Origin of the sequence: Sphingomonas arantia, from assembly GCF_042682045.1 — a bacterium.
Lineage (GTDB): Bacteria > Pseudomonadota > Alphaproteobacteria > Sphingomonadales > Sphingomonadaceae > Sphingomonas_R > Sphingomonas_R arantia.
This window is the reverse complement of sequence record NZ_JBHUGS010000001.1, coordinates 380,942-402,861: the sequence shown is the minus strand read 5'-3', so window position 1 is coordinate 402,861 and position 21,920 is coordinate 380,942. Positions and strand designations below refer to the sequence as shown.

Annotated in this window: 24 protein-coding genes and 1 tRNA gene; 11 read left to right on the top strand and 14 right to left on the bottom strand. The window is 67.7% G+C overall.

Annotated elements, in window-relative coordinates; all coding sequences use genetic code 11:
* Nucleotides 1–34 precede the first annotated feature (34 nt).
* The 9 genes from aroA to ACFSGX_RS01935 all read left to right on the top strand — a co-directional run bounded on the left by aroA (nucleotide 35) and on the right by ACFSGX_RS01935 (nucleotide 8,891).
* Nucleotides 35–1,405, top strand: coding sequence for a 3-phosphoshikimate 1-carboxyvinyltransferase (gene aroA / locus ACFSGX_RS01975; RefSeq protein ID WP_380927070.1), 1,371 nt, complete (start codon nucleotides 35–37; stop codon nucleotides 1,403–1,405).
* Nucleotides 1,402–2,343, top strand: coding sequence for a proline iminopeptidase-family hydrolase (locus ACFSGX_RS01970; protein WP_380927068.1), 942 nt, complete (start codon nucleotides 1,402–1,404; stop codon nucleotides 2,341–2,343). Before aroA ends, ACFSGX_RS01970 begins: the two co-directional genes overlap by 4 nt.
* Nucleotides 2,340–2,966, top strand: coding sequence for a (d)CMP kinase (locus ACFSGX_RS01965; RefSeq protein WP_380927066.1), 627 nt, complete (start codon nucleotides 2,340–2,342; stop codon nucleotides 2,964–2,966). The genes ACFSGX_RS01970 and ACFSGX_RS01965 overlap by 4 nt, the downstream gene beginning before the upstream one ends.
* Nucleotides 2,967–3,185: 219 nt before the next feature.
* A complete protein-coding gene (rpsA, locus tag ACFSGX_RS01960; RefSeq protein ID WP_380927065.1) occupies nucleotides 3,186–4,946 on the top strand; it encodes a 30S ribosomal protein S1 in 1,761 nt (586 codons plus the stop codon).
* Between the two features lie 215 nt (nucleotides 4,947–5,161).
* Nucleotides 5,162–5,440 carry an integration host factor subunit beta gene (locus ACFSGX_RS01955; protein ID WP_157174764.1) on the top strand — a complete coding sequence of 93 codons (279 nt, stop codon included), beginning with the start codon at nucleotides 5,162–5,164 and terminating at the stop codon, nucleotides 5,438–5,440.
* A gap of 59 nt (nucleotides 5,441–5,499) precedes the next feature.
* Nucleotides 5,500–5,581: transfer RNA gene (locus ACFSGX_RS01950), tRNA-Leu, on the top strand.
* Between the two features lie 337 nt (nucleotides 5,582–5,918).
* Entirely contained in the window at nucleotides 5,919–6,776 is an 858-nt protein-coding gene (locus ACFSGX_RS01945) for a ferredoxin--NADP reductase (RefSeq protein WP_380927063.1), read from the top strand.
* A gap of 184 nt (nucleotides 6,777–6,960) precedes the next feature.
* Nucleotides 6,961–8,442, top strand: coding sequence for an ABC transporter substrate-binding protein (locus ACFSGX_RS01940; protein ID WP_380927061.1), 1,482 nt, complete (start codon nucleotides 6,961–6,963; stop codon nucleotides 8,440–8,442).
* Between the two features lie 8 nt (nucleotides 8,443–8,450).
* On the top strand, nucleotides 8,451–8,891 hold the full coding sequence (locus ACFSGX_RS01935; RefSeq protein WP_380927059.1) for a DUF4112 domain-containing protein: 441 nt from the start codon (nucleotides 8,451–8,453) through the stop codon (nucleotides 8,889–8,891).
* Between the two features lie 206 nt (nucleotides 8,892–9,097).
* Here ACFSGX_RS01935 and ACFSGX_RS01930 read toward each other — a convergent pair whose 3' ends face one another.
* From ACFSGX_RS01930 to ACFSGX_RS01880, 11 genes are all read right to left on the bottom strand, one after another.
* The gene (locus ACFSGX_RS01930; protein ID WP_380928200.1) at nucleotides 9,098–9,811 is read right to left on the bottom strand and encodes a ribonuclease T2 family protein; all 714 of its coding nucleotides are present in this window, start codon (nucleotides 9,809–9,811) and stop codon (nucleotides 9,098–9,100) included.
* Nucleotides 9,811–10,212: a hypothetical protein gene (locus ACFSGX_RS01925; protein WP_380927057.1), complete on the bottom strand. Its 402-nt coding sequence runs from the start codon at nucleotides 10,210–10,212 to the stop codon at nucleotides 9,811–9,813. The genes ACFSGX_RS01930 and ACFSGX_RS01925 overlap by 1 nt, the downstream gene beginning before the upstream one ends.
* Nucleotides 10,213–10,269: 57 nt before the next feature.
* A complete protein-coding gene (gene nadC / locus ACFSGX_RS01920; protein WP_380927055.1) occupies nucleotides 10,270–11,112 on the bottom strand; it encodes a carboxylating nicotinate-nucleotide diphosphorylase in 843 nt (280 codons plus the stop codon).
* 135 nt (nucleotides 11,113–11,247) lie between these two features.
* Nucleotides 11,248–12,249 (bottom strand): quinolinate synthase NadA, encoded by a 1,002-nt coding sequence (nadA, locus tag ACFSGX_RS01915; RefSeq protein ID WP_157174758.1) that lies wholly within the window; start codon nucleotides 12,247–12,249, stop codon nucleotides 11,248–11,250.
* A gap of 71 nt (nucleotides 12,250–12,320) precedes the next feature.
* Complete coding sequence (locus ACFSGX_RS01910; RefSeq protein ID WP_380927053.1) at nucleotides 12,321–13,040, bottom strand: DUF4230 domain-containing protein; 720 nt, start codon at nucleotides 13,038–13,040, stop codon at nucleotides 12,321–12,323.
* Nucleotides 13,022–13,864 (bottom strand): MBL fold metallo-hydrolase, encoded by an 843-nt coding sequence (locus ACFSGX_RS01905; protein ID WP_380927051.1) that lies wholly within the window; start codon nucleotides 13,862–13,864, stop codon nucleotides 13,022–13,024. Before ACFSGX_RS01905 ends, ACFSGX_RS01910 begins: the two co-directional genes overlap by 19 nt.
* A 308-nt stretch (nucleotides 13,865–14,172) precedes the next feature.
* Nucleotides 14,173–14,502, bottom strand: a complete 330-nt coding sequence (grxD, locus tag ACFSGX_RS01900; RefSeq protein ID WP_380927049.1) for a Grx4 family monothiol glutaredoxin — start codon at nucleotides 14,500–14,502, stop codon at nucleotides 14,173–14,175.
* Nucleotides 14,503–14,530: 28 nt separating this feature from the next.
* The gene (locus ACFSGX_RS01895) at nucleotides 14,531–14,767 is read right to left on the bottom strand and encodes a BolA/IbaG family iron-sulfur metabolism protein (protein WP_157174754.1); all 237 of its coding nucleotides are present in this window, start codon (nucleotides 14,765–14,767) and stop codon (nucleotides 14,531–14,533) included.
* Between the two features lie 2 nt (nucleotides 14,768–14,769).
* Nucleotides 14,770–15,093 carry a DUF1476 domain-containing protein gene (locus ACFSGX_RS01890; RefSeq protein ID WP_380927046.1) on the bottom strand — a complete coding sequence of 108 codons (324 nt, stop codon included), beginning with the start codon at nucleotides 15,091–15,093 and terminating at the stop codon, nucleotides 14,770–14,772.
* A gap of 98 nt (nucleotides 15,094–15,191) precedes the next feature.
* Nucleotides 15,192–16,190 carry an NADPH:quinone oxidoreductase family protein gene (locus ACFSGX_RS01885; RefSeq protein WP_380927044.1) on the bottom strand — a complete coding sequence of 333 codons (999 nt, stop codon included), beginning with the start codon at nucleotides 16,188–16,190 and terminating at the stop codon, nucleotides 15,192–15,194.
* A gap of 55 nt (nucleotides 16,191–16,245) precedes the next feature.
* Entirely contained in the window at nucleotides 16,246–16,986 is a 741-nt protein-coding gene (locus tag ACFSGX_RS01880; RefSeq protein WP_380927042.1) for an NAD-dependent deacylase, read from the bottom strand.
* Between the two features lie 354 nt (nucleotides 16,987–17,340).
* Between ACFSGX_RS01880 and ACFSGX_RS01875 the strand changes: the two genes are divergently transcribed.
* Both ACFSGX_RS01875 and ACFSGX_RS01870 read left to right on the top strand, forming a co-directional pair.
* A complete protein-coding gene (locus tag ACFSGX_RS01875) occupies nucleotides 17,341–18,789 on the top strand; it encodes an alpha/beta hydrolase (RefSeq protein ID WP_380927040.1) in 1,449 nt (482 codons plus the stop codon).
* Between the two features lie 291 nt (nucleotides 18,790–19,080).
* Nucleotides 19,081–19,785: a fatty acid desaturase CarF family protein gene (locus ACFSGX_RS01870; protein WP_380927039.1), complete on the top strand. Its 705-nt coding sequence runs from the start codon at nucleotides 19,081–19,083 to the stop codon at nucleotides 19,783–19,785.
* 4 nt (nucleotides 19,786–19,789) lie between these two features.
* Here the strand turns inward: ACFSGX_RS01870 and ACFSGX_RS01865 are convergent, their stop codons facing one another.
* The 3 genes from ACFSGX_RS01865 to ACFSGX_RS01855 are packed head-to-tail and all read right to left on the bottom strand — an operon-like array spanning nucleotide 19,790 to nucleotide 21,808.
* Nucleotides 19,790–20,203 carry a hypothetical protein gene (locus tag ACFSGX_RS01865; protein ID WP_380927037.1) on the bottom strand — a complete coding sequence of 138 codons (414 nt, stop codon included), beginning with the start codon at nucleotides 20,201–20,203 and terminating at the stop codon, nucleotides 19,790–19,792.
* A 40-nt stretch (nucleotides 20,204–20,243) separates the two neighbouring features.
* Nucleotides 20,244–20,699, bottom strand: coding sequence for a response regulator (locus ACFSGX_RS01860; RefSeq protein WP_380927035.1), 456 nt, complete (start codon nucleotides 20,697–20,699; stop codon nucleotides 20,244–20,246).
* A 14-nt stretch (nucleotides 20,700–20,713) separates the two neighbouring features.
* Entirely contained in the window at nucleotides 20,714–21,808 is a 1,095-nt protein-coding gene (locus ACFSGX_RS01855; RefSeq protein ID WP_380927033.1) for a histidine kinase dimerization/phosphoacceptor domain -containing protein, read from the bottom strand.
* Nucleotides 21,809–21,920 lie beyond the last annotated feature (112 nt).

The following is a 21,920-nucleotide window of genomic DNA, read 5'->3' as shown; positions in this document are numbered from 1 at the left end:
CCACAGCCCCATGCCCCTGTCAAAGCCGCGCCCCATGCACGCTCCCTCCCTTCGGCCCGTCCCGACCCCCACCACCTTCACCACCGCCGGCCCGCTGTCCGGCCGGGTCCGCGTGCCGGGCGACAAGTCGATCTCGCACCGCGCGCTGATGCTGTCCGCGCTCGCCGTCGGCCGCAGCACGATCGACGGCCTGCTGGAGGGCGAGGACGTCCACGCCACCGCCGGCGCACTGCGCGCCATGGGCGCCACCATCGTCCGATCCGACGACGGCCGCTGGACGGTCGACGGCGTCGGCATCGGCGGCCTGCTGCAACCCTCCATTGCGCTCGACATGGGCAACAGCGGCACGTCGACGCGCCTGCTGATGGGCCTCGTCGCCAGCCACCCGATCACCGCCACCTTCGTGGGCGACGCATCGCTCAGCAAGCGGCCGATGGGGCGTGTCATCGATCCGCTGTCGGCGATGGGCGCGGACATCACCGCCAGCCCCGGCGGCCGGCTCCCGCTCATGGTCCGCGGCCTCAACCCCGCCGTCCCGCTCGACTATACGCTCCCCGTCGCCTCGGCACAGGTGAAGTCCGCGGTGCTGCTCGCCGGGCTCAACACCCCCGGCATCACCCGCGTGATCGAACCGGTGCCGACCCGCGATCACAGCGAACGGATGCTCGCCGGCTTCGGTGCGACCGTCGACGTCCAGACCGACGCCGACGGCACCCGCACCATCGCGATCCACGGCCCGGCGGACCTGAAGCCGCAGCATATCGACGTCCCCGGCGACCCGTCGTCCGCCGCATTCCTCGTGGTCGCCGCGCTGATCGTGCCGGGGTCGGAGGTCCGCATCGAGAATGTCGGCATCAACCCGACCCGCGCCGGCCTGTTCGGCGTGCTCCACGCGATGGGCGCGGACCTGACCTTCCACGACCAGCGCGAAGTCGGCGGCGAACCGGTCGCCGACCTCGTCGTGCGCGCCTCCACGCTCCACGGCATCGAAGTCCCGACCGAGACCGCCCCGTCGATGATCGACGAATATCCCGTGCTGTTCGTCGCCGCCGCCCTGGCGAAGGGCCGCACCGTGCTGCGCGGACTGGAAGAGCTGCGCGTCAAGGAGTCGGACCGCATCGCCGTCATGGCCGCCGGCCTCCGCGCGATCGGTGCTGTGGTCGAGGAACTGCCCGACGGCCTCGTCATCGACGGCCGCGACGGCGCGCCCTTCCCCGGCCTCCCCGCCGGCGCGAACCCCGTCCAGACGCATCTCGACCACCGCATCGCGATGAGCTTCGCGGTCGCCGGCCTTGCCGCCACCGGCCCGGTCGTCATCGACGACACCAGCCCGATCGCGACCAGCTTCCCGACCTTCCCCACGCTGCTCGCCACGCTCGGCGCGCGCTCGGACCCCGCGCCATGACCCCGCTCGGCAGCTCAGCCGTCGCCGCACCCGCCACCCGCACCCAGCGCGTGGCGGTCGAAGGCGGCACGCTCCACGTCCGGATCGACGGCGACCTCGCCAACGGTCGCACCCCGCTGCTGCTCGTCCACGGCGGCCCCGGCGGTTCGCACGCGGGGCTGATCCCGGCCGCCGCGCTCGCCACCGACCGCGCGGTCATCTTCTACGACCAGCTCGATTGCGGCCGATCGGACCACCCCGGCGACCCCGCGAACTGGACGGTCACCCGATTCGCGTCGGAGATCGCCGCGATCCGCACCGCGCTCGGGCTCGACCGGCTTCACCTGTTCGGCCACAGCTGGGGCGCGACGCTCGCGCTCGAACATGCCGCCCGCGCACCGGGCATCGCCAGCCTCGTCCTGATGGGCCCGCTCGTCTCGACCGCCGCCTGGCTCGGCGACGCCGACACACTTCGCGCCCGGTTGCCCGCGGGCGTGCAGGCCACGCTCATCGCCTGCGAGGGGCCGAACCCGCCCGCCGCGGAGGCCTGCCGCGCGGCCACGCGCGTCTATTACGACCGCTACTGGTGCTCACGCGATCCCGACCCGGTCGTCACCGCCTACGCATCGGCGATGCCGCGCTGCTTCACGCCCACGCTGTACGAGGCGATGTGGGGCACCAGCGAGTTCAGCGCGACCGGCACGCTCGCCGACTATGACGGCACGCCTTTGCTCGCCCAACTCGAGGCGCCCACGCTGTTCCTGATTGGCGACTCGGACGAGGTGACCGAACCCACCGCGCTCAAGTTCGCCGCCATGGTCCCGCACAACCGCGGCACCACCATCGTCGTGGCGGGCGCCGCCCACCGCCTGCAGAACGACCGGCGCGACCTGTTCCTGACGCATCTGCGCGACTGGATGCGGCTGCACGACGGCGTGAACGACGGAGACATCGCATGATCATCGCCGTCGACGGCCCCGCCGCATCGGGCAAGGGCACCATCGCCCGCGCGCTCGCCGCGCATTACCGACTGCCCTATCTCGACACCGGCCTGCTCTACCGCGCGGTCGGCCTCAACGTCGTGCGTGGCGGCGGCAACCCGTCCGATCCCGACGATGCGCTCGCCGGCTGCCAGTTCGACGACCTGCTGCTGGGCGATCCCAAGCTCCGCTCCGAAGACGCCGGCGCCACCGCCTCGATCGTCTCCGCCCACCCCGCGGTCCGTGCCGCGCTGGTCGAGCGGCAGCGGGATTTCGCCGCGCGGCCCGGCGGCGCGATCCTTGACGGGCGCGACATCGGCACCGTCATCGCGCCACACGCCGATGCCAAACTGTTCGTCCGCGCCAGCCCCACCGTCCGCGCGCAACGCCGCCATGCGGAGATGGCCGGCATGGGGCAGATGGTCTCGGTCGACACCCTCCTCGCCGAGATCCGCGAGCGCGACCGGCGCGACAGCACGCGCGATACCGCCCCGCTGGTGCAGGCCGCGGATGCCGACTTGCTGGATACCAGCCTTTTGAGTATAGAGACTGCCGTCCAGCGGGCGATCGCGCTCGTGGATGCCCGGATGGCCGCGCGCTAAGCGCGCCGGCTGACAGGCGCGCCAGGCTCCGGTCCACGGACCGGCGCGTCCGGCGTGCCCTTTTGCCATGGAGCCACCCCGCTCCGGCTCCCCGCATTCACGCGTACGTCCCGACCGTCGGATGCTGTGCCGGCATGGGGTCGTCGCGGCAATACGGCCTTCCAAAGTCCTCCGGATTCTTCCCGGACGGCCGAACCTAGACTCAGGAAATTCCTCTTTATGGCCACTGCGGCAAACCCGACACGCGATGATTTCGCGGCGCTCCTCAACGAAACGCTCGGCGGCGAGAACGAAGGCTTCGAAGGCCGCGTCGTCAAGGGCACCGTCACCGGCATCGAAAACGACATGGCTGTCATCGACGTCGGGCTGAAGTCCGAAGGTCGCGTCCGCCTCAGCGAATTCGCCGCACCGGGTCAGAAGGCCGAACTCGCGATCGGCGACACCGTCGAGGTCTATGTCGACCGCGTCGAGAACGTCCACGGCGAAGCGATGCTGTCGCGCGACCGCGCCCGCCGCGAAGCCGCCTGGGACAAGCTGGAAGCCGAATTCTCCACCACCGCGCGCGTCGAAGGCGTCATCTTCGGTCGGGTCAAGGGCGGCTTCACGGTCGACCTGTCCGGTGCCGTGGCCTTCCTGCCCGGTTCGCAGGTCGACATCCGCCCCGTGCGCGACGTCACCCCGCTGATGGACATTCCGCAGCCGTTCCAGATCCTCAAAATGGATCGTCGCCGCGGCAACATCGTCGTGTCGCGCCGCGCCATCTTGGAAGAGACCCGCGCCGAACAGCGCACCGGCCTCATCCAGTCGCTGGCCGAGGGTCAGGTGATCGAAGGCGTCGTCAAGAACATCACCGACTATGGTGCGTTCGTCGACCTCGGCGGCATCGACGGCCTGCTCCACGTGACCGATCTCAGCTACAAGCGCGTCGGCCACCCGAGCGAGATGATCAACATCGGCGATACGCTGAAGGTCCAGATCATCCGCATCAACAAGGACACGCAGCGCATCTCGCTCGGCATGAAGCAGCTCGAGAGCGATCCGTGGGAAGGTGCCTCCGCGAAGTACCCGATCGAGGGCAAGTTCACCGGCCGGGTCACGAACATCACCGAATATGGTGCGTTCGTCGAACTGGAGCCGGGCATCGAGGGCCTCGTCCACGTGTCCGAAATGTCCTGGACCAAGAAGAACGTCCATCCGGGCAAGATCGTCTCGACGTCTCAGGAAGTCGACGTGGTCATCCTCGAGGTCGATCAGGACAAGCGTCGCATCTCGCTCGGCCTCAAGCAGGCGATCAACAACCCGTGGGATGCGTTCATGGAACAGCACCCCGTCGGTTCGACCGTCGAGGGTGAAGTCAAGAACGCCACCGAATTCGGTCTGTTCGTCGGCCTCGACGGCGACGTCGACGGCATGGTCCACATGTCCGACATCGCATGGGGCGTCACCGGCGAAGAGGCGCTCGCGCTTCATCACAAGGGCGAGACGATCCAGGCCGTGGTGCTCGACATCGATCCGGAGAAGGAGCGCATCTCGCTCGGCATCAAGCAGCTCGAGCGCGGCGGTGTCGCGGTCGGCGGTGCGGCCGGTGCAGCAGCGGCTGCCGGTACGATTTCGAGCAGCGGCGGCGGTTCGTCGCAGGGCGGCGTGAACAAGAACGTCGTGACCACGGTCACGGTGCTCGAGGTTCGCGACGGCGGTCTCGAAGTCCAGATGGGCGACGACGGCGTCACCGGCTTCATCAAGCGCACGGATCTGGGTCGCGACCGCGACGAGCAGCGTCCGGAGCGTTTCCAGGTCGGTCAGAAGTTCGATGCGATGGTCATCGGGTTCGACCGGTCGAAGAAGCCGAACTTCTCGATCAAGGCCATGCAGATGGCCGAAGAGAAGCAGGCCGTGGCGCAGTACGGGTCGTCCGACTCGGGTGCCTCGCTCGGCGACATCCTCGGTGCGGCGCTCAAGGCACGCAACGAAGACAGCTGATCGCGTCATTGCCCGAACGGGCGGATCGGGGGCGCGGATCGAAAGGTCCGCGCCCCTTTTCGTTTTTTCGTACAAATCGAACATGCCCGTATGATCCCGCAGCGTTGACCGTTCCGGGCTTCGATCATAACGTGGATCAAGTAGACAGGGTGGTCCGAACCGCCCGTTCCGCCGCTCCGCATCCCCGCATGCCGTGCGCGGCCCAGGGAGATCGCATGATCAGGTCCGAACTCGTTGCCCGCCTTCACGAGGCCAATCCGGATCTGGGAACGCAGGAGATCGAACGCATCGTGACGCTGGTGTTCGACGCCATCGTGGACAAGCTTGCTGCCGGCGGCCGCGTCGAACTGCGCGGGTTCGGCACCTTTTCCACCCGCGCCCGCGCCGCGCGCCAGGGCCGCAACCCGCGCACCGGCGACGCGGTCGAGGTCGACGCCAAACGCGTCCCCTATTTCAAACCCGGCAAGGACATGCGCACGCGCCTCAACGTCTGACGGGCTTGACCCCGGCCGCTGGATGCGGTCATCCCTGCGCGGGGCCGGATCCTTTCCGGGCGGACGTGGCGAAACCGGTAGCCGCGACGGACTTAAAATCCGTTTCTTTCGGGAGTGCGGGTTCGAGTCCCGCCGTCCGCACCCTTTGTCTTTGTGGCTGCAGCCCAGCATGACACAACTCTGTCAAACCAAATCCCGTTCGTGCTGAGTAGAGACCGAGTAGCGCCCCTCGGCGCGTAACGAGGGCTCGTATCGAAGCATGGGTCCGGACCGATCCTTCGATACGGGTCTTCGGCAGGCTCAGCCCCTACTCAGGACAAACGGCTGCGGGTGCTGTCGGTCTCAAAACCGCAAGGCGTTCGAAACACTAACGCCCCAGCTTTCCTCACCCCAACCTCATCTCGGGTGCAAAAGCGCGGATCGTCCGTTAAGGGACCACCAACCCAATCGACGCCGCCGCTGCGGCAAAAGGACCGACATGACCGATCCCGTGGCCCCGTCCGCGCCCCCCCTCGCCACCGCCGCTGCCGCCCCGGCCGCCACCGGGCTCGAACCCACCACCGCGCTGTCGGTCGAAAACATCCTGTGGGTGCGCCACTGGAACGAGCATCTGTTCAGCTTCGCGATCAGCCGCCCGGCCAGCTTCCGCTTCCGCTCCGGCGAGTTCGTGATGATCGGGCTGCCGGGGCCGAAGGGTAAACCGCTGCTCCGCGCTTATTCGATCGCCAGCCCGGCCTACAGCGACGAACTCGAATTCCTGTCGATCGCGGTCGAGGACGGCCCGCTCACCTCGCAGCTCCGCCACGTCCAGGCCGGCGACCAGATTTATCTCGGCCGCAAGCCCACCGGCACGCTCGTCTCCGACGCGTTGCTCCCCGGCCGCCGGCTGTTCCTGATCTCGACCGGCACCGGCCTCGCGCCCTTCCTGTCGGTCGCGCGCGATCCCGACATCTACGACCAGTTCCAGGAAATCGTGATCGTCCACAGCGTGCGGCGCGTCGCCGACCTCGCCTACCGCACCGAACTCGAGGCCGCCTTCGCCGACGACCCGCTAATCGGCGAACAGGCGCAGGACCAGCTCGGCTACGTGCCCACCGTGACGCGCGAGGAGTTCCACACCACCGGCCGCATCGACGCGCTCGTCGCCTCGGGCAAGCTGTTCGTCCCGCCGCTCACCGGTGGCCGCGAATTCGATCCGGCCGAGGACCGCATCATGCTCTGCGGCAGCATGGCGATGATCAAGGACTTCGCCGGCTTCCTCGACGGCCTCGGCTTCACCGAAGGCTCCAACGCCGCCCCCGGCCACTACGTCATCGAACGCGCCTTCGTGGGGTGAGGATGCGGGTGGGGCTCCGTCCCACCCGACACCCGTTCGTGCTGAGTAGCGACCGAGTAGCGCCGCCTGGCGCGTACCGAGGGCGCGTTTCGAGACACCGCGCGTCACGCCCGTCGACGAACCGCGAGGTCGCAGACCAAAAGAAGCCTAGCCCCACCACCGGGATGCTCTAGGTTAAGCCTCAATGCGGTACCTCCTCCTGCTCCTCCTGCTGTTGCCGGCCGCGTGCGATACCAGCGGCGATGTGCCGAATGACGAACCCGTCGCGGTCAGCGTCATCGGCCCGCGCCCCCGGCTCGTCGATCCCAGCCGGCGCGGCTACACCCCGCCCGACGCGGTCCTGCTCGGCGCGGTGGCGCAAGGGCTCGTCCGGCTCGATGCCGCGGGTCAGATCGAACCCGGCCTCGCGATCCGCTGGGACGTGTCGGACGACGGGCTCTACTACACCTTCCGCATCAACTCCGACGCCGCGCTCGATGCCGCCGCCGTCGCACGCCGGCTCCGCGCCGCGATCGCCCCTGCCAGCGACAACCCGCTCGCATCCGAACTGACCGCGATCGCGGAGATCGTCGCGGTCACCGACGAGGTCGTCGAGATCCGCCTCGCCGCCCCGCGCCCCGACCTGCTGCTGCTCCTCGCCCAGCCCGCGCTCGCGTTGTTCGACAAGGGCGCGCCCGGCGGCACCGGCCCATTCCGCGTCCTGCGCCGTACCCGCGACGGTGACCGCCTCACCCTCGTCCGCCCGGCCGACGCCCCCGCATCGCCGGACGACGACCCCGCCGATGTCCCGGCCGAACCCAACGACCCCGCCACCGACATCCTGCTCCGCGGCGAACGCGCGGCAAAGGCGGTGGCGCGGTTCAAGGCGGGCGGTGCCGGCGTCGTGCTGGGCGGCCGCTTCACCGACATCGCGATCGCACGGGCGGACGGTCGCGCCGCGACCACGCTCCACATCGATCCCACCACCGGCCTGTTCGGGTTCGCGATCGTCTCGAACCAGGGCATCCTGTCCGCGCCGGAGAACCGGCTCGCGCTCGCCGTCGCGCTCGATCGCGACCGCATCGTCCGGCTGTTCGCGGATGGCTGGACGTCGCGCACCGGCATCGTGCCGGCCGGCGGCGACGACCTGCCAGACCCGGTCGTACCCGACTGGTCCGCGGCACCGCTCACCCAACGGATCGCGTTCGCGACCGACACAATCGCCCGCTGGCGTGCGCAGAACCCGTCCGTGCAACCCGTCCCGCTGCGCATCGCCATCCCCGCGGGCCCCGGCGGGCGGATGCTCTACGCGCTCGCCGCGCAGGACTGGCGACGCATCGGGATCGACACGATCGCGGTCGCGACCGACGCGCCTGCCGACCTGCGGCTGGTCGATCGCGTCGCCCCGTCGGGCAGCGCCGCCTGGTACCTCCACCGCTTCACCTGCGACCGGAGTCCGTTGTGCAGCGAGCGCGCCGACGCCGCGCTGGCGGCTGCCCGCATCGCGCGCGATCCCGTCACGCGCACCGCCCGGCTCGCCGATGCGGACCGCAGCCTTGCCGATATCGCGGTGTTCATCGCCATCGCGTCGCCCTTGCGCTGGGCACTGGTCGCCCCCAACCTCAATGGATATCGCGACAATCCGCGCGCCATCCACGCGCTGGATGCGTTGCGCAGCCCGGACTAGGACGCCCCATGCGAATTTCGCCCGAACAGATCGATCAGCTGGCGTCCGGCCTGCCCGGCATGGGGCGCGATCCCGCCGCGGTCCGGATGCGCATCGAAACGCTCGAACATTTGCTCGAACGCGCCTTTACCATCCCCGGCATCAACCGCAAGGTCGGCATGGACGCGCTGCTCGGCCTGGTCCCGGTCGTCGGCGACATCGCGACCGCCGCGATGGGCGCCTGGATCGTGTGGGAGGCACGCAACCTCGGCATGTCGAAATGGCAGCTTGCGCGCATGATGGGCAATGTCGGCTTCGACACCGCAATCGGCGCGATCCCGCTGGTCGGCGACCTGTTCGACTTCGCCTTCCGCTCCAACACCCGCAACCTGGCGATCGTCCGCCGCCATCTCGACAAGCACCACCCGGCCACCGTGGTGGTCGACGCAGTCCCGCTGTCGAAGTCCTGACCGACAAGCTCAACCGGCCAAAGGCCCCGCCCGCCCTAAACCGTCGTCCCGGCGAAAGCCGGGATCTTCCTTAAGCTTGACCGTCCCGCTTCACCGAAACGAGATCCCGGCCTCCGCCGGGATGACGGATGGGGGTAGGCTCAGGTCAAACCAGGAACCGGTGAGGGACCAACTAGCCGCGACCCCCGATCAGGCCAAAGCCGAGCCTACCGCCCCCCACCCCGCCAGATCCGCAGCGGCGCGTTCATCGCAAGCCCGCCCTGATGCGCCGGACACGTCACCGGCCGGTACGCGCGCGACAGGCAGATCCACACCTCGTCCAGCCACCCGTTCCGAGTGGCCGTCACGCGCATCATCTCCGCCCGCATCCCCGGATTGACCGCCGCGAACGCCTGCGCAAACCCGCCCGCGGTCAGGCTCCGGCGCGACAGCGCGTTCATGTCCGGATAACGCAACCCACCGTACAGCCGCGTCGATTGCGCGAAATAGTCCGCCGGCCGTGTCGTCATGCACGTCCCGTGCTTCGCCCATTCATGCTGCAACAACTGCGGCGACGGGGTCGCGCACAGGTTCGCGCGCACAACCGGCTTCGGCAGGACCGCCGTCGCCCGGCAATATTGCGGCCACTCCTTGCCCGCCCCGTCCGGCCACAGCCCGTGCAGCGTGAAACCGAACTTCGGCCGCGTGCCCCCGCACTGGAACGCATCGCGCGCGCTCGATTTCTTCGCCCGGCAATATTCCGGCGACCAGGTGATCGCCAATGTATAGCTCGCGATCGGCAGCAGCCGCTGCGGTTGGCTTTCGGACGGCAGGTCCGGCCGCGGCGTCTCCACCTCCGCCGGCACGCGGCACGACACCGCCTGCGCCACCGCCACGCCCGGCATCAGGGCGATCGAAACCGCAAGCAACGCCCGCCGCATCACCCGCGCACGCCCGCAAACCACGCCTTCGCGTCCGGCCGGAACAGCAGGTAGATCACCACGATCGACAGCACGAACTGCGACACCGCGAGGATCGACACCGACCCCATCGCCGACAGGTTCCGGACCGAGAACAGGAACGACACGACCGCAAGGCCACACAGCACGATGACGATCCAGCGCGCCACATTGCTCGCCTTGCGCGACGCCAGCAACGCGATGCCCGCCAGGATCGCAGCCATCACCCACTGGATCGTGATCAGCGCGCCCTCCGACACCGGCATGCCGTTCATCTGCATCAACGCCGCGGTCTGCCCCGCCATCAGATACGTTGCCACGATGCCGAGCAGCAGCGCCGCGATGTACACATATTCGAATTGCACGATGGATTTCGGTCGCATTTCGTTCCCCCTTGGATCGGGGCGCAGCTTAACGCACGCGCCCCCACCCGCAAGGGCTCAGACCGCGGTGAAATCCAGCCCGATGTCCGCCGCCGGTGCCGACTGAGTCAGCCGCCCGACCGAGATATAGTCCACCCCCGACGCCGCGATCGCCGCGATCGTGTCCAGCCGCACGCCGCCGGATGCCTCGGTCGGCACCCGCCCGGCGACCTGCGCCACCGCCGCACGCAACGTCGCCGGATCCATATTGTCGAGCAGCAGGTGCGTCGCGCCCGCCGCCAGCGCCGGCTCGATCTGCTCGGCGCGGTCGACCTCCACGATGATCCGCGCGATCCCGGCCGCCACCGCACGCCGCACCGCCTCGCCGATGTCGCCCGCCACCGCGACATGATTGTCCTTGATCATCGCCGCGTCCCACAGGCCCATGCGGTGGTTGGTCGCATCCCCGGTCCGCGTCGCGTACTTCTCCAGCACGCGCAGCCCCGGGATCGTCTTGCGCGTATCGAGCAACGTCGCGCCGGTCCCCCGGATCGCATCGACATAGGTCCGCGTCATCGTCGCGATCCCCGACAGATGCTGCACCGTATTCAACGCCGCCCGCTCCGCCGTCAGCAGCGCCCGCGCACGCCCCTGCAACCGCATCAGCACCGCGCCAACCTCGACCTGCGCGCCCTCCTCCGCGACGATCTCGATCGTCACATCCGGATCGAGCGCCCGAAAAAACGCCGCCGCGATCGGCAACCCCGCCACCGTCACCGGATCCCGCGCCGCCATCACGCCCGAAAACAGCGCGTCGGACGGAATCACCGCCGCCGACGTCACATCCCCCGACCCGACATCCTCCGCCAGCGTCGCCGCAACGAACGCATCGAGATCGAAACCGGCCAGGAAAAAGGTCATTTTACTTCCTTAAGCCCCTATCCTTCAGGGGAGGGGTTGGGGTGGGGGCAACAGCACCTCACCCACAACGTCGCGACGATGAAGAGGTCGCCCCCACCCCAACCCCTCCCCTGAAGGAGAGGGGCCAGAAAGAATTTAGTCCCCAGTCACCCGCGCAATCCCCAGATCCCCGCGCCCCACAGACCCAGCCGCCATCGCCAGCATCCGGTCCAGCGGGGCCTTCGCCCGCAGCCGCGTCGCCTCGTCAATCTCGATCCGCGGCTCCAGATCACGCAGCGCCACGTACAGCTTCTCCAGCGTATTGAGCGCCATATACGGGCACATATTGCAGTTGCAGTTCCCGTCCGCCCCCGGCGCACCGATGAAGGTCTTGTGCGGCGCCGCCTTCTGCATCTGGTGAATGATATGCGGTTCGGTCGCGACGATGATCGTCTGCGCCGGGCTCGACAGCGCGAATTCCAGGATCGCGCGCGTCGACCCGACCTGGTCGGCATGGTCGAGGATATAGGCCGGGCATTCCGGATGCGCCGCCACCGGCGCACCGGGGTTCAGCGCCTTCAGCTTCAGCAGTTCGGTCTCGGAAAACGCCTCGTGCACGATGCACGCGCCCGGCCACAACAGCATGTCGCGCCCGGTCTTGCGGTTGAAATATGCTCCGAGGTTCTTGTCGGGTGCGAAGATGATCTTCTGGTCCATCGGCAGCTGCGCCAGGATCTTCTCCGCCGACGACGACGTCACGATGATGTCGCTGTGCGCCTTCACCGCCGCCGAACAGTTGATGTACGTCAGCGCGATATGGTCCGGATGCGCCGCGCGGAACGCCGCGAACTGTTCGGGCGGGCAGCTGTCCTCCAGGCTGCACCCGGCATCCATGTCGGGCAGGATCACGGTCTTCTGCGGGCTCAGGATCTTGGCGACCTCCGCCATAAACCGCACGCCGCAGAATGCGATGACGTCCGCATCGGTCGACGCCGCCTTGGACGACAGGTCCAGGCTGTCGCCGACGAAGTCCGCCAGGTCCTGGATCTCCGGATCCTGATAATAATGCGCCAGGATCACGGCGTTGCGGTCCTTGCGCAACCGATCGATCTCGGCCCGCAGGTCCAGTCCTGCCAGGCTGGTGGTCGGTGCATTCATCCCGCTTCTCCTCGGGGATGCAGATAGTGGGTCCGAACGGTCTTGTCAGGTGCCGGATTGAGCCTTGTCGATCACGGCAGCGCGAGGATCTCCGCGATCGACCGGCTCCGATCCAGCTGCGCATCGTCGCCGCCCGGCTCGCCTTCGTACCGCACGCGCACCGTCGCATCGACGCCAGCAATACGCAGCGGCCGCACCAGCAGCGCCGCGATCTGCGCCCGCCCGTTGCGCCGTGCCGCCGCCAGCCGTTCGGGCTTGTTCGCCTCGCGCCGCGCCACCGCCTGCGCGCCGGCCGATGCCTGCTTCTGCAACGCCGCCATCGCCGCGCGCGACACGAACAGCCCGCTCGTCCGGTCCACGGTCATCCGCGATTCGTCGACATTCACCGCATCGACCCGCACGTCGGGCACCGTCACGATCAGCGTGCGGCTCCGCGCATCCCAACGGTAATCACGCCGATCGAGCCGCGACAGGTCGACGAAGTAACTCGCCTCGAACGGCGCCTTCATCACGCGGTTCGACACCAGCATCCCGCCCATCCGCGTATCGGACGCGACGCTCTGCGCGATCCCGCCGATCCGCGACACGCGCAGGTCGCCCATCGGCATGAACGACGTCACCACCGCCTCCGCCACCGCGCGCCCGCCATCGTCGGTCTGCACCTCGTAGCGGCTGGTATAGTAACGATAGCCGATCAAGCCCGCGGCGACGGCCAGCACGATCACCGCGATCCCGATCGCCCAGCTCGGAACCAGTCCGCGCGGAGATGCCTTCAGCCCGTCCTCGCCCAAGTCTCGCCTCCGATCACCAGCCCGCGCCGTTCGAGATCGATCAGATGCGCCAGCACCGACCGCGCCGCCGCACCGCGTAAGCTTTCATCCAGCCCGGCATACATCGTCGCGACCAGTTCCGCGATGGTCGCCGGCGCATCGCGCAGCCGCCGCAGGACCTGCCCCTCGCGCTGCTTGCGGTGCCCCAGCATCCCGCGCACCAGCCGCTGTGGCCGATCGACCGGCTCGCCATGCCCCGGCCAGTAGACGACCTCGTCACGCCCGACCAACCGCTCCAGGCTGGCCATGTATGCCCCCATGTCCCCGTCGGGCGGCGACACGATCGACGTCGACCAGCCCATTACATGATCCCCGCTGAACAGCGCCTCCGCCTCGGGCAAGGCATAACAGAGATGGTTCGACGTATGCCCCGGCGTCGCCAGCGCCCGCAAAGTCCAGCCCTCGCCGGCAACCTCGTCGCCGTCGCCCAACACCCGGTCCGGCGTATACTCGAGATCATAGGCCGCATCGACGCCGCCATCCGCCCCCGCCGCCGGCACCAGCGCCGCACAGCCGACGATATCCGCGCCGGTCGCAACCTTCAGCAACGCCGCCGCCGGGCTATGATCGCGGTGCGTATGGGTGCACACGATCGCCACGACCCTCTCCCCCGCCGTCGCCGCCAGGATCGCCGCGACGTGGCGACCGTCCGCCGGCCCCGGATCGATCACCGCCACCTCGCCGTGCCCGACCAGATAGGTCTGCGTCCCGGTAAAGGTATAAGCCGAAGCATTGGGCGCGGTCAGCCGCCGCACCAGCGGATGCAGCATCGCGACATCGGACATGGCGGGCTCCTTCATCCAACGTAGCGCGAACCCAACGGCGTTATCCCGGCGAAAGCCGGGATCTCCCTCAGGTCAAGCACCACCCCAAGCCAGAACAAGATCCCGGCCTACGCCGGGATGACGCAGATGGGGGAGACCGAAGCAAAAGCCCTCCCCCCACCGGGGGGAGGGTTGGGTGGGGGGCGTGGCTTGAGAAGACGTCGCCCCCAGCCAAGGGGGGGGGGGGGCGTGGCTTGAGAAGACGTCGCCCCCAGCCAAAGCCCCCCCACCCCGACCCTCCCCCCCGGCAGGGGGGAGGGAGAAAAAACTCAGCCCCGAACCACCTTCTTCTCGTCCAGCAGCTCCGCCAGTTCACCCGCCTCGTACATCTCCATCATGATGTCCGAACCACCGACGAACTCGCCCTTCACGTACAGCTGCGGAATCGTCGGCCAATCCGAAAACTCCTTGATCCCCTGACGAATACCCTGGTCCTGCAACACGTCGACCGTCGCATATTCGACGCCGAGATGATCGAGGATCGCGATCGCCCGGCTGGAGAAACCGCATTGCGGGAACAGCGGCGTGCCCTTCATGAACAGCAGCACGTCGGCGGATTGCACGGCGGTGGCGATACGGGCCTGGGCGTCGTCGGTCATGGCTAAAGTCCTACTAGCAATGTCAGGGTCAGGAGGTGGGAACGCCCGTCTTCAGTTGCAACGCGTGCAGCACGCCGCCCATCCGCCCGCCCAGCGCGTCGTACACGCGGCGCTGCTGCGCGATCCGGCTCTGGCCGCGGAAACTCTCCGCCGTCACGGTCGCGGCATAATGGTCGCCGTCGCCGGCCAGGTCGGTGATGTGCACCACCGCATCGGGGATCGCGGCCACGATCATCGCAGTAATATCGGCTTCGGTCATCGCCATGATTACTGCGCTTCCATCAGCTGGCGGCGCGCCGCGATCGATCGTTCGCTCAACGCCTCGCGGATCCGCGCCTCGTCCATGTCGACGCCGGCCGACGTCAGGTCGCCCAGCAACTTGCGCACCACATCCTCGTCGCCGGCATCCTCGAACTCGGCCTGGATCACCGACTTGGAATAGGCGTCGGTCTCCTCCGCGGTCAGCCCCATCAGCGCCGCCGCCCATTCGCCCAGCAGGCGGTTACGCCGCGCCACGACACGGAACTGCATCTCGTCGTCGCGCGCGAACTTCGTCTCGAATGCGCGCTCGCGCTCGTCGAAGGTGGTCATCGCTGCTTTGTCCTCGGTCAATCGTCACCTACCGGGATAGGGCGCGCACCGCCGCCGTGCAATGCCGCCCGTCATGTCCAACCCGTAACGTCAGGCCTTCAACCGATCTCCACCACCAGCTTCCCGATCGCATCGCGCGAACCCAGCTTCGCGATCGCGCGGCCCGCATCGGCCAGCGCGAACCGCTCCGTCACCACCGGATCGATCCGCCCCTCCGCCCACAGGCGGAACAGCGTGTCGACATGCGCGCGGTTCGCCGCCGGATCGCGCATCGCAAATGCGCCCCAGAACACCCCACACACGTCGCAGCTCTTCAGCAGCGTCAGGTTGAGCGGCAGCTTCGGTATCCCAGCCGGAAACCCGACCACCAGATACCGCCCCTCCCACGCGATCGCGCGCAACGCCGGCTCGGCATAATCCCCGCCGACCGGATCGTAGATCACGTCCGCCCCGCCCGGGCCGACCGCCGCCTTGAACAAAGCCGCCACCGCCTTCGACTGATCCTTGTCGAACGGCGCACGCGGATACACCACCACCGCATCCGCCCCCGCCGCACGCGCCGCGTCCGCCTTCGCCTCGCTCGACACCGCCGCCACCACGCGCGCCCCGTGCGCCTTGCCCAGCCCGATCACCGCCAGCCCGACGCCACCCGCCGCGCCCAGCACCAGCAACGTCTCCCCGCTCCGCAACCTACCCCGATCGAGCAGCGCGTGGATCGTCGTGGCATAGGTCAGCAGCAGCGCCGCCCCGCCCGCAAAATGCCGCTCCGCCGGCAGCGGAAACGCCATCGCCGCCGGCACCGCCACCTGTTCGGCAAGGCCACCATGCCCGATCGTCGCCACCACCCGGTCGCCCACGGCCCAGCCCTCGACCTGCGGACCCACCGCCGAAACGACGCCCGCCACCTCGCACCCCGGCGCGAACGGCCGCTCGGGCCGCATCTGATATTTGTCCTCGATGATCAGCACGTCGGGATAGTTGATCGCACACGCCCGCACATCGACCAGCAGCTCGCCGATCCGCGCGACCGGCGCCGCCACCTCGCTCAGCACCAGCGTTTCCGGCCCACCGGGCGCGATCGACAGCATGGCCTTCATCGCATGGGTCCTCTCGGTCGCGTTTCTTCTCCGCCCCTTGTTCCCCAACTTTCCGTTAACGTAAAGCCCCGACCGCCAGCATCGCCGCAACCCACTCCGGCACCAGCGTTCCCGCCCGCCCCAGCCGCGTCTCGTCGAAGAAGATGCTCCCCGCCGACGGATCCAGGTTCAGCTCCAGCGTCTGCGCCCCATAATGCCGCGCGGTCTGCACGAACCCCGCGGCCGGATACACCGCCCCCGACGTCCCGATCGACACGAACAGGTCCGCATCGGCCAGCGCCGCCTCGATCGCATCCATATGATGCGGCATCTCGCCGAAGAACACGATGTCCGGCCTGAGCGCCGCGACCCCGCACACCGGACAGGCCGGCCCGCCCTCCAGCGCCCCGTCCCACGGCGTGCGCGCCCCACAGTCCCGGCACAGCGCCGACCGCAGCGTCCCATGCATATGCCACACCCGCTCCACCCGCAGGCCCGCGCGCTCCAGCAGGTCGTCGACATTCTGCGTCACGATCGTCAGCCCGCCGTCCCACTCGGCCGCCAGCCGCGCCAGCGCATGATGCGCCGCATTGGGCGCCACATCGGCCAGCGCCGCCCGCCGCCCGTCATAGAATCGCTGCACCAGCCCTTCGTCGCGTTCCAGCGCCTCGGGCGTGCAGACCTCGTCGATCGTATACGCCGTCCCGTCCGCCGTATCCCAGTAATTCACGCCCCCGACCGTCCGAAACGTCGGTATCCCCGACTCCGCCGACAACCCCGCCCCGGTCAGCACGACGATATTGCAGATCCCACGCATGGCCTCTTTCTAGCACGGGACCACCGATCGGAAACCTACCTGCCGCGGCCACATTGTCATTCTCATGACCGCTATCGCCCGATCTCGGACGTTCAGGTCGGTCACCCCTGTTTCCCGAACGGAGCAACATGTTCAGCGCGATCATTCCCGTTTCTTCATCTGCGAGCGGCAATTTTGGGAAAGGCCTATCGGGGACAGATTCCGGAAAAGCAGAAACCCCTTGCACCTGCAGGTACGATCGACACGGCGACTGCTCCGCTATACGGCCGTTTTTGGGAAAGCACGCATTGGATCGTGTTGCTTTGGTGTATTGTATAGGCAATACACGGCTATGCTTTTCGCCAAGGAACCGCTTTGATCTGGAAATACCGCTTCAGGTTCGGTCTCATACCTTTTGCGATAATGGCATCGACGGCGGGGAACGCATTCGGCGCCAAGCGGGTAGAGCCACGCTTTGAAAGGGCCGAGTGCGCCGTGAAAGTCGCGCCTGGCGAACGCATCGAGTGTGGCCTGTTGTTCGTGCCGGAGAACCGGCGAAAGGTTCGAAGCCGTACGATCAGCCTTCCGGTCATGATCTTCCGCAGTACAGCCTCCGCTCCCGCAGCCGACCCGGTCGTTTATCTCCCCGGGGGGCCGGGTCTCAGCAGCATCGACGGAAGGACGACAGGAAAGGGAAATCCCTTCCTCGCGGAACGCGACCAGATCCTCTTGGAAGGTCGGGGCAACAAGTTTGCCCGGCCTTCGCTCGGTTGCCCTGAGATAAACGAGCTTCGTGCCGCGAACGCAATGCCCGCCGCGCAGACATCGGCGGTCACACGCTGCCGGGCGGTGCTGGTCGCATCGGGAATCGATCTCGACGGGTACACCTCGGCCGAGGCCGCGGATGACCTTGACGATTTGCGTCTGGCGCTAGGTATCCGGCAATGGAACCTGATCGGATTTTCCTACGGTACGCGCCTTGCTCAAACGGTGCTGCAACGCCACCCGGAAGGGGTGCGTAGCGTCGTGCTGGATTCAGTGCTTCCCATCGACGTCAACTATGACGAGACGGCGGCCTCGTCGCTGCGTCGCGCGATCGATGCCCTGCTGGATGCTTGCAGCGTCGATCCGGTGTGCGACGTCCGCTACCCCGACCTGCGTGTCCGCCTTGCCGCGCTTGTCGCCGATGCGGATCGTACCGGTGTTCCGTTACCGGGTCGCGTGTTGCGCGGTCGCGATATCGTCGAGGCGGTAGGTGCCGGTCTGCAGCAACCCGGCGTTATCCCCGCCTTGCCGGGCATCATCAGCGCGGCTGCCGGGGGGCGGCTGACCGGACTGCTACCACTGACACAACAGGTCGCATCGAGCTTTAACTGGGGATTGCGCCTGTCGATCTGGTGCGGCGAGGAAATGCCGTTCGAGAAGACTACGCGGATGACCGCGCAAATATCCCCGGCACTGGGATTGGGAGGAACCGACAATCGCACGGCTACGCCAGAAATGTGCGCAGCATGGCGTGTATCTGCGCCCGATGCGCAAGCGAACGACCCGGTAAAAAGCGACGTGCCCGTCCTCATCCTCGCTGGCGAGTTCGATCCGGTCACACCGCCGGCCTGGGGCCGTCGTCTGCTTCTTACCATGCCCAATGCAAGGTTCGTCCAGGTTCCCGGCCAGTCCCATGGGGCCATGTTCAACCGTTGCGGCGGGCAGGTGACGTTGGCCTTCCTTCGCGACCCGCACGCGTCGTTAAACGGCGACTGCATTGCCAAGATGGCGGGGATCGTTTTCGGCATCGGTGAAGACGTTACTAAGCTAGGCCAGTAAGGTCTCAGAGGGTCAGCAATCGACGCGATCATTCCCGTTTGCTAAGCGCGAGAGGGATTTTGAGAAAGCGATCGCGTTCCCGAAATTCGATCCTTTTCGGGAGAGGCCGCAACTCAGCGCTATGTCAGCTATAAACAGCCGCTTCCCCGGAAGTGGCTAGCCCGCTAATCACCAAACCCGCGGTTTGCCGAACGTCACATTCATCATTCGCAAACCCCTGCTCCGCGTTTCCAGCGGGTCGCATCGGACGGGGTTAATCCCTATATCGCTGGCGAACATTCTGGAAACGCCGTGAAGATCCGCCTCGCCCTCATCCTGCTCGCCGTGCTGCTCGCGGTCGACCTTGGCGTCATGGCCGGGCGGGCGGACTGGTGGATCGTGCCGGGCGCGCTGCTCGGCTGGTATCTCGCCGACCTGATGTCCGGCGCCGTCCATATGTACATGGACTACAAGCCATGCCGCGAGGGCATCGGTCTCGACACGATCTACTTCTACGAAGGCTCACGCGAGTCCGACGAGTATATCAAGCTACGCGACGCCGCCTTCGCGCAGCTCGGACCGTTCGAGCGGCTGGTGTTCGATTTCAAGAACCACCATCCCCGCCCCGATGCGCTCGGCCGGCGCAACATCGTGCGGCTGATCGGCTCGACCGTGCTGTTCGCCACGCTGCCGTTCACCGCACTGTTGACGGTCGTCTGCCTGCTGCTGCCGCTCCCCGCCGGCGTCATCGCGGTCGGGATCACCTTCGCGATCGGTACCACCTTCGCGCAATATTTCCACGGCGCGCTCCACCGCCAGGACGTGCCGTGGATCGTCCGCGCCATGCGCGCCACGCGGCTCGTCATGCGGCCGCAGGACCACGCCCATCACCATGCCACGCTGACATGCGATTTCAGCACGAACAACGGCTGGTCCAACCCGCTGCTCAACCGCGTCTTCGCCTGGCTGCAACGCAGCGGCCGCCTGCCGCCCGAGGGCCTCGAACCCGCCCGCTAAAGCCTCAGCGCGCGGGGCCCTCGCGGTCCAACAGACTACCGCGGTACAGCCAGCGACTGGCGATCGACGCCAACACCGTCACCACGCAAAGTCCGCCCTGCACCGTCCAGCCCGGTTCGTCCCGTGCCACCACGACCGCCGCCACCGCGCTTGCAACGCAGGCGACCACGAGCGCCGGCGTCCACATCCGGACGGACCGCGGCGTAAAACTCGTCAACTCGGTCACCCAGTAGACCATCGGCAGCATCAGCAACCAGTAGAGCGGATTACCCCGCGCTTCGGGCAACGGCCCCGGCACGGCCGTCCCGACGACGGACATAGTCGAGAAAAGCGCCGCGATCAGCCCAAGGCTCGCCGCGATGTTGGACCGCTTGTCCTTCCGCAGGACCTGCCAATACTCGTTGTCGCGCCGCGCCATCGCGCGACCCTACCCGGTCGGCAGCCAAATCGACAACTGCCTAGTCGGCGGTCGCTTCCCACCGCTGCCGCACCATGGGTGACGACAGGAAACTGCGCGGCGGCTGCGTGCTGGGCGGCGGATCGCACAGCCCTTCCTCGATATACCGCATCGCCGCCATCAGGCCGGCGCGCGAAAACGGCTTGGGCACGATCCCGTGCGCGCCCGCGAAATCGTCCGGCACCTTCTTCGGGTTCGCGGTGACGAAGATCACCGCGGTTTCCTTCCAGTGCGCCTTGATGAACGCCGCCACGTCGAGCCCGTTCGATCCCTCGGCCAGCTGGATGTCGACGAACGCCACGTCCGGCGGCGCAAGCCCGACCAGCGAGCGCACGGTCGTCAGGCTCGATGCCTCGGCCACCACCTCGTGCCCGCAATCCTCGACGATCGCCTCGATATCCATGGCGAGCAGCGCCTCGTCCTCGACGATCAGGACACGCAGCGGGGGATGTGTCATCCGGGGCGTCCTTACTATGCGACGGGGAAGGACACTAATACGCACGTCCCGGGGTTGGCGTTCCGCCACACCGTCTCGGCCCGCAACTGACGCGACAAGCGCGACACCAAAGTCCGGCCGATCGTCTCGCCGACGGACTCGATCGCGAACCCCGGCCCGTCGTCGCACAGCATGATCCGGCCCATGTCGCCCTCGCGGTACACCTTCAGCGTCAGCGTGCCGGCACGGTCGTCCGCGAACGCATGGCGCACCGCGTTGACGATCAGCTCGTTCAGGATCAGCCCCAGCGCGGTCGCATCCGCCGCGCGGATCTGCAACGACGCCACCTTGGTCTCCAGCACGATATCGTCGCGCCCGCTGCCCGCCAGGATATCGCTCGTCAGGTCCTGCGCGAACGCGCCCGCGTCGAACCGGTGGATATCGCGGTTCTGGTACAGCCGGCGGTGGACGGTCGCCAGCGCATCGACCCGCTCCAGCATGGTCTCCAGCGTCACGCGCAGCGCTGGGTCCGGGATGGCGCGCGCCTGCAACCGCAGCAGCGACCCGACCATGGTCAGGTTGTTCTTCACGCGGTGATCCACCTCGTGCAACAGCAGCGACTTGGTCTCCAGCGCCGCTTCCAGGTCCGCGGTCCGGCTCTGCACCTGCGCCTCGATGTCGCTCTTCTGCACCGCGATGGCTTTGTGCGCCTCGACCCGCTCGGTCACGTCGAGCAGCGACGCGAAATAGAATTGCGTCTCGCCCTCCTCGCTCCGTACCGGGCTGACGTACAGCGCGTTCCAGAAGGTGCTGCCGTCGCGGCGATAGTTCAGCAGGTCGATGTTGATCGGCGTCTCCGCACGGATCGCCTCGCGCAGCCGATCGATCTCGCCGCGGTCCGTATCGGGGCCCTGCAAAAACCGGCAGTTCCGGCCGATGATCTCGCTCCGCGGATATCCGCTCAGGTCCTGGAACGCCTGGTTGGCGAACACGATCGGATTGTCCGGCTGGCGCGGGTCGGTGATGATCATCGGCATCCGCGTGCCGCGGATCGCGGCGGCGAACGGATCGCCGCGGCCCAGTTCGTGCAACACCTTCTCGGTCAGGTGCCAGTCTTCTTTCTGCTGCATGGATGCTCGTTTCCGTACGGTCTGGTCTGTCGTCCTGCGGCAGTCTGACATTAGAACCTGCCGCTTTGCCGACCGGTTCCGCAGATCGGAACGAACCCCGCCGCCGCTCATT

Excerpts from the sequence above, each read along its gene's own strand:
- ACFSGX_RS01930 (WP_380928200.1), bottom strand. The coding sequence starts at position 9,811 with ATGCGGCGGGCGTTGCTTGCGGTTTCGATCGCCCTGATGCCGGGCGTG.
- ACFSGX_RS01945 (WP_380927063.1), top strand. The coding sequence starts at position 5,919 with ATGACCGATCCCGTGGCCCCGTCCGCGCCCCCCCTCGCCACCGCCGCT.
- ACFSGX_RS01940 (WP_380927061.1), top strand. The coding sequence starts at position 6,961 with ATGCGGTACCTCCTCCTGCTCCTCCTGCTGTTGCCGGCCGCGTGCGAT.
- ACFSGX_RS01925 (WP_380927057.1), bottom strand. The coding sequence starts at position 10,212 with ATGCGACCGAAATCCATCGTGCAATTCGAATATGTGTACATCGCGGCG.
- ACFSGX_RS01895 (WP_157174754.1), bottom strand. The coding sequence starts at position 14,767 with ATGGCGATGACCGAAGCCGATATTACTGCGATGATCGTGGCCGCGATC.
- ACFSGX_RS01890 (WP_380927046.1), bottom strand. The coding sequence starts at position 15,093 with ATGACCACCTTCGACGAGCGCGAGCGCGCATTCGAGACGAAGTTCGCG.
- aroA (WP_380927070.1), top strand. The coding sequence starts at position 35 with ATGCACGCTCCCTCCCTTCGGCCCGTCCCGACCCCCACCACCTTCACC.
- ACFSGX_RS01880 (WP_380927042.1), bottom strand. The coding sequence starts at position 16,986 with ATGCGTGGGATCTGCAATATCGTCGTGCTGACCGGGGCGGGGTTGTCG.
- rpsA (WP_380927065.1), top strand. The coding sequence starts at position 3,186 with ATGGCCACTGCGGCAAACCCGACACGCGATGATTTCGCGGCGCTCCTC.
- ACFSGX_RS01860 (WP_380927035.1), bottom strand. The coding sequence starts at position 20,699 with ATGACACATCCCCCGCTGCGTGTCCTGATCGTCGAGGACGAGGCGCTG.
- ACFSGX_RS01935 (WP_380927059.1), top strand. The coding sequence starts at position 8,451 with ATGCGAATTTCGCCCGAACAGATCGATCAGCTGGCGTCCGGCCTGCCC.
- nadC (WP_380927055.1), bottom strand. The coding sequence starts at position 11,112 with ATGACCTTTTTCCTGGCCGGTTTCGATCTCGATGCGTTCGTTGCGGCG.
- ACFSGX_RS01955 (WP_157174764.1), top strand. The coding sequence starts at position 5,162 with ATGATCAGGTCCGAACTCGTTGCCCGCCTTCACGAGGCCAATCCGGAT.
- ACFSGX_RS01905 (WP_380927051.1), bottom strand. The coding sequence starts at position 13,864 with ATGTCCGATGTCGCGATGCTGCATCCGCTGGTGCGGCGGCTGACCGCG.
- ACFSGX_RS01970 (WP_380927068.1), top strand. The coding sequence starts at position 1,402 with ATGACCCCGCTCGGCAGCTCAGCCGTCGCCGCACCCGCCACCCGCACC.
- ACFSGX_RS01865 (WP_380927037.1), bottom strand. The coding sequence starts at position 20,203 with ATGGCGCGGCGCGACAACGAGTATTGGCAGGTCCTGCGGAAGGACAAG.
- ACFSGX_RS01855 (WP_380927033.1), bottom strand. The coding sequence starts at position 21,808 with ATGCAGCAGAAAGAAGACTGGCACCTGACCGAGAAGGTGTTGCACGAA.
- nadA (WP_157174758.1), bottom strand. The coding sequence starts at position 12,249 with ATGAATGCACCGACCACCAGCCTGGCAGGACTGGACCTGCGGGCCGAG.
- ACFSGX_RS01885 (WP_380927044.1), bottom strand. The coding sequence starts at position 16,190 with ATGAAGGCCATGCTGTCGATCGCGCCCGGTGGGCCGGAAACGCTGGTG.
- grxD (WP_380927049.1), bottom strand. The coding sequence starts at position 14,502 with ATGACCGACGACGCCCAGGCCCGTATCGCCACCGCCGTGCAATCCGCC.
- ACFSGX_RS01965 (WP_380927066.1), top strand. The coding sequence starts at position 2,340 with ATGATCATCGCCGTCGACGGCCCCGCCGCATCGGGCAAGGGCACCATC.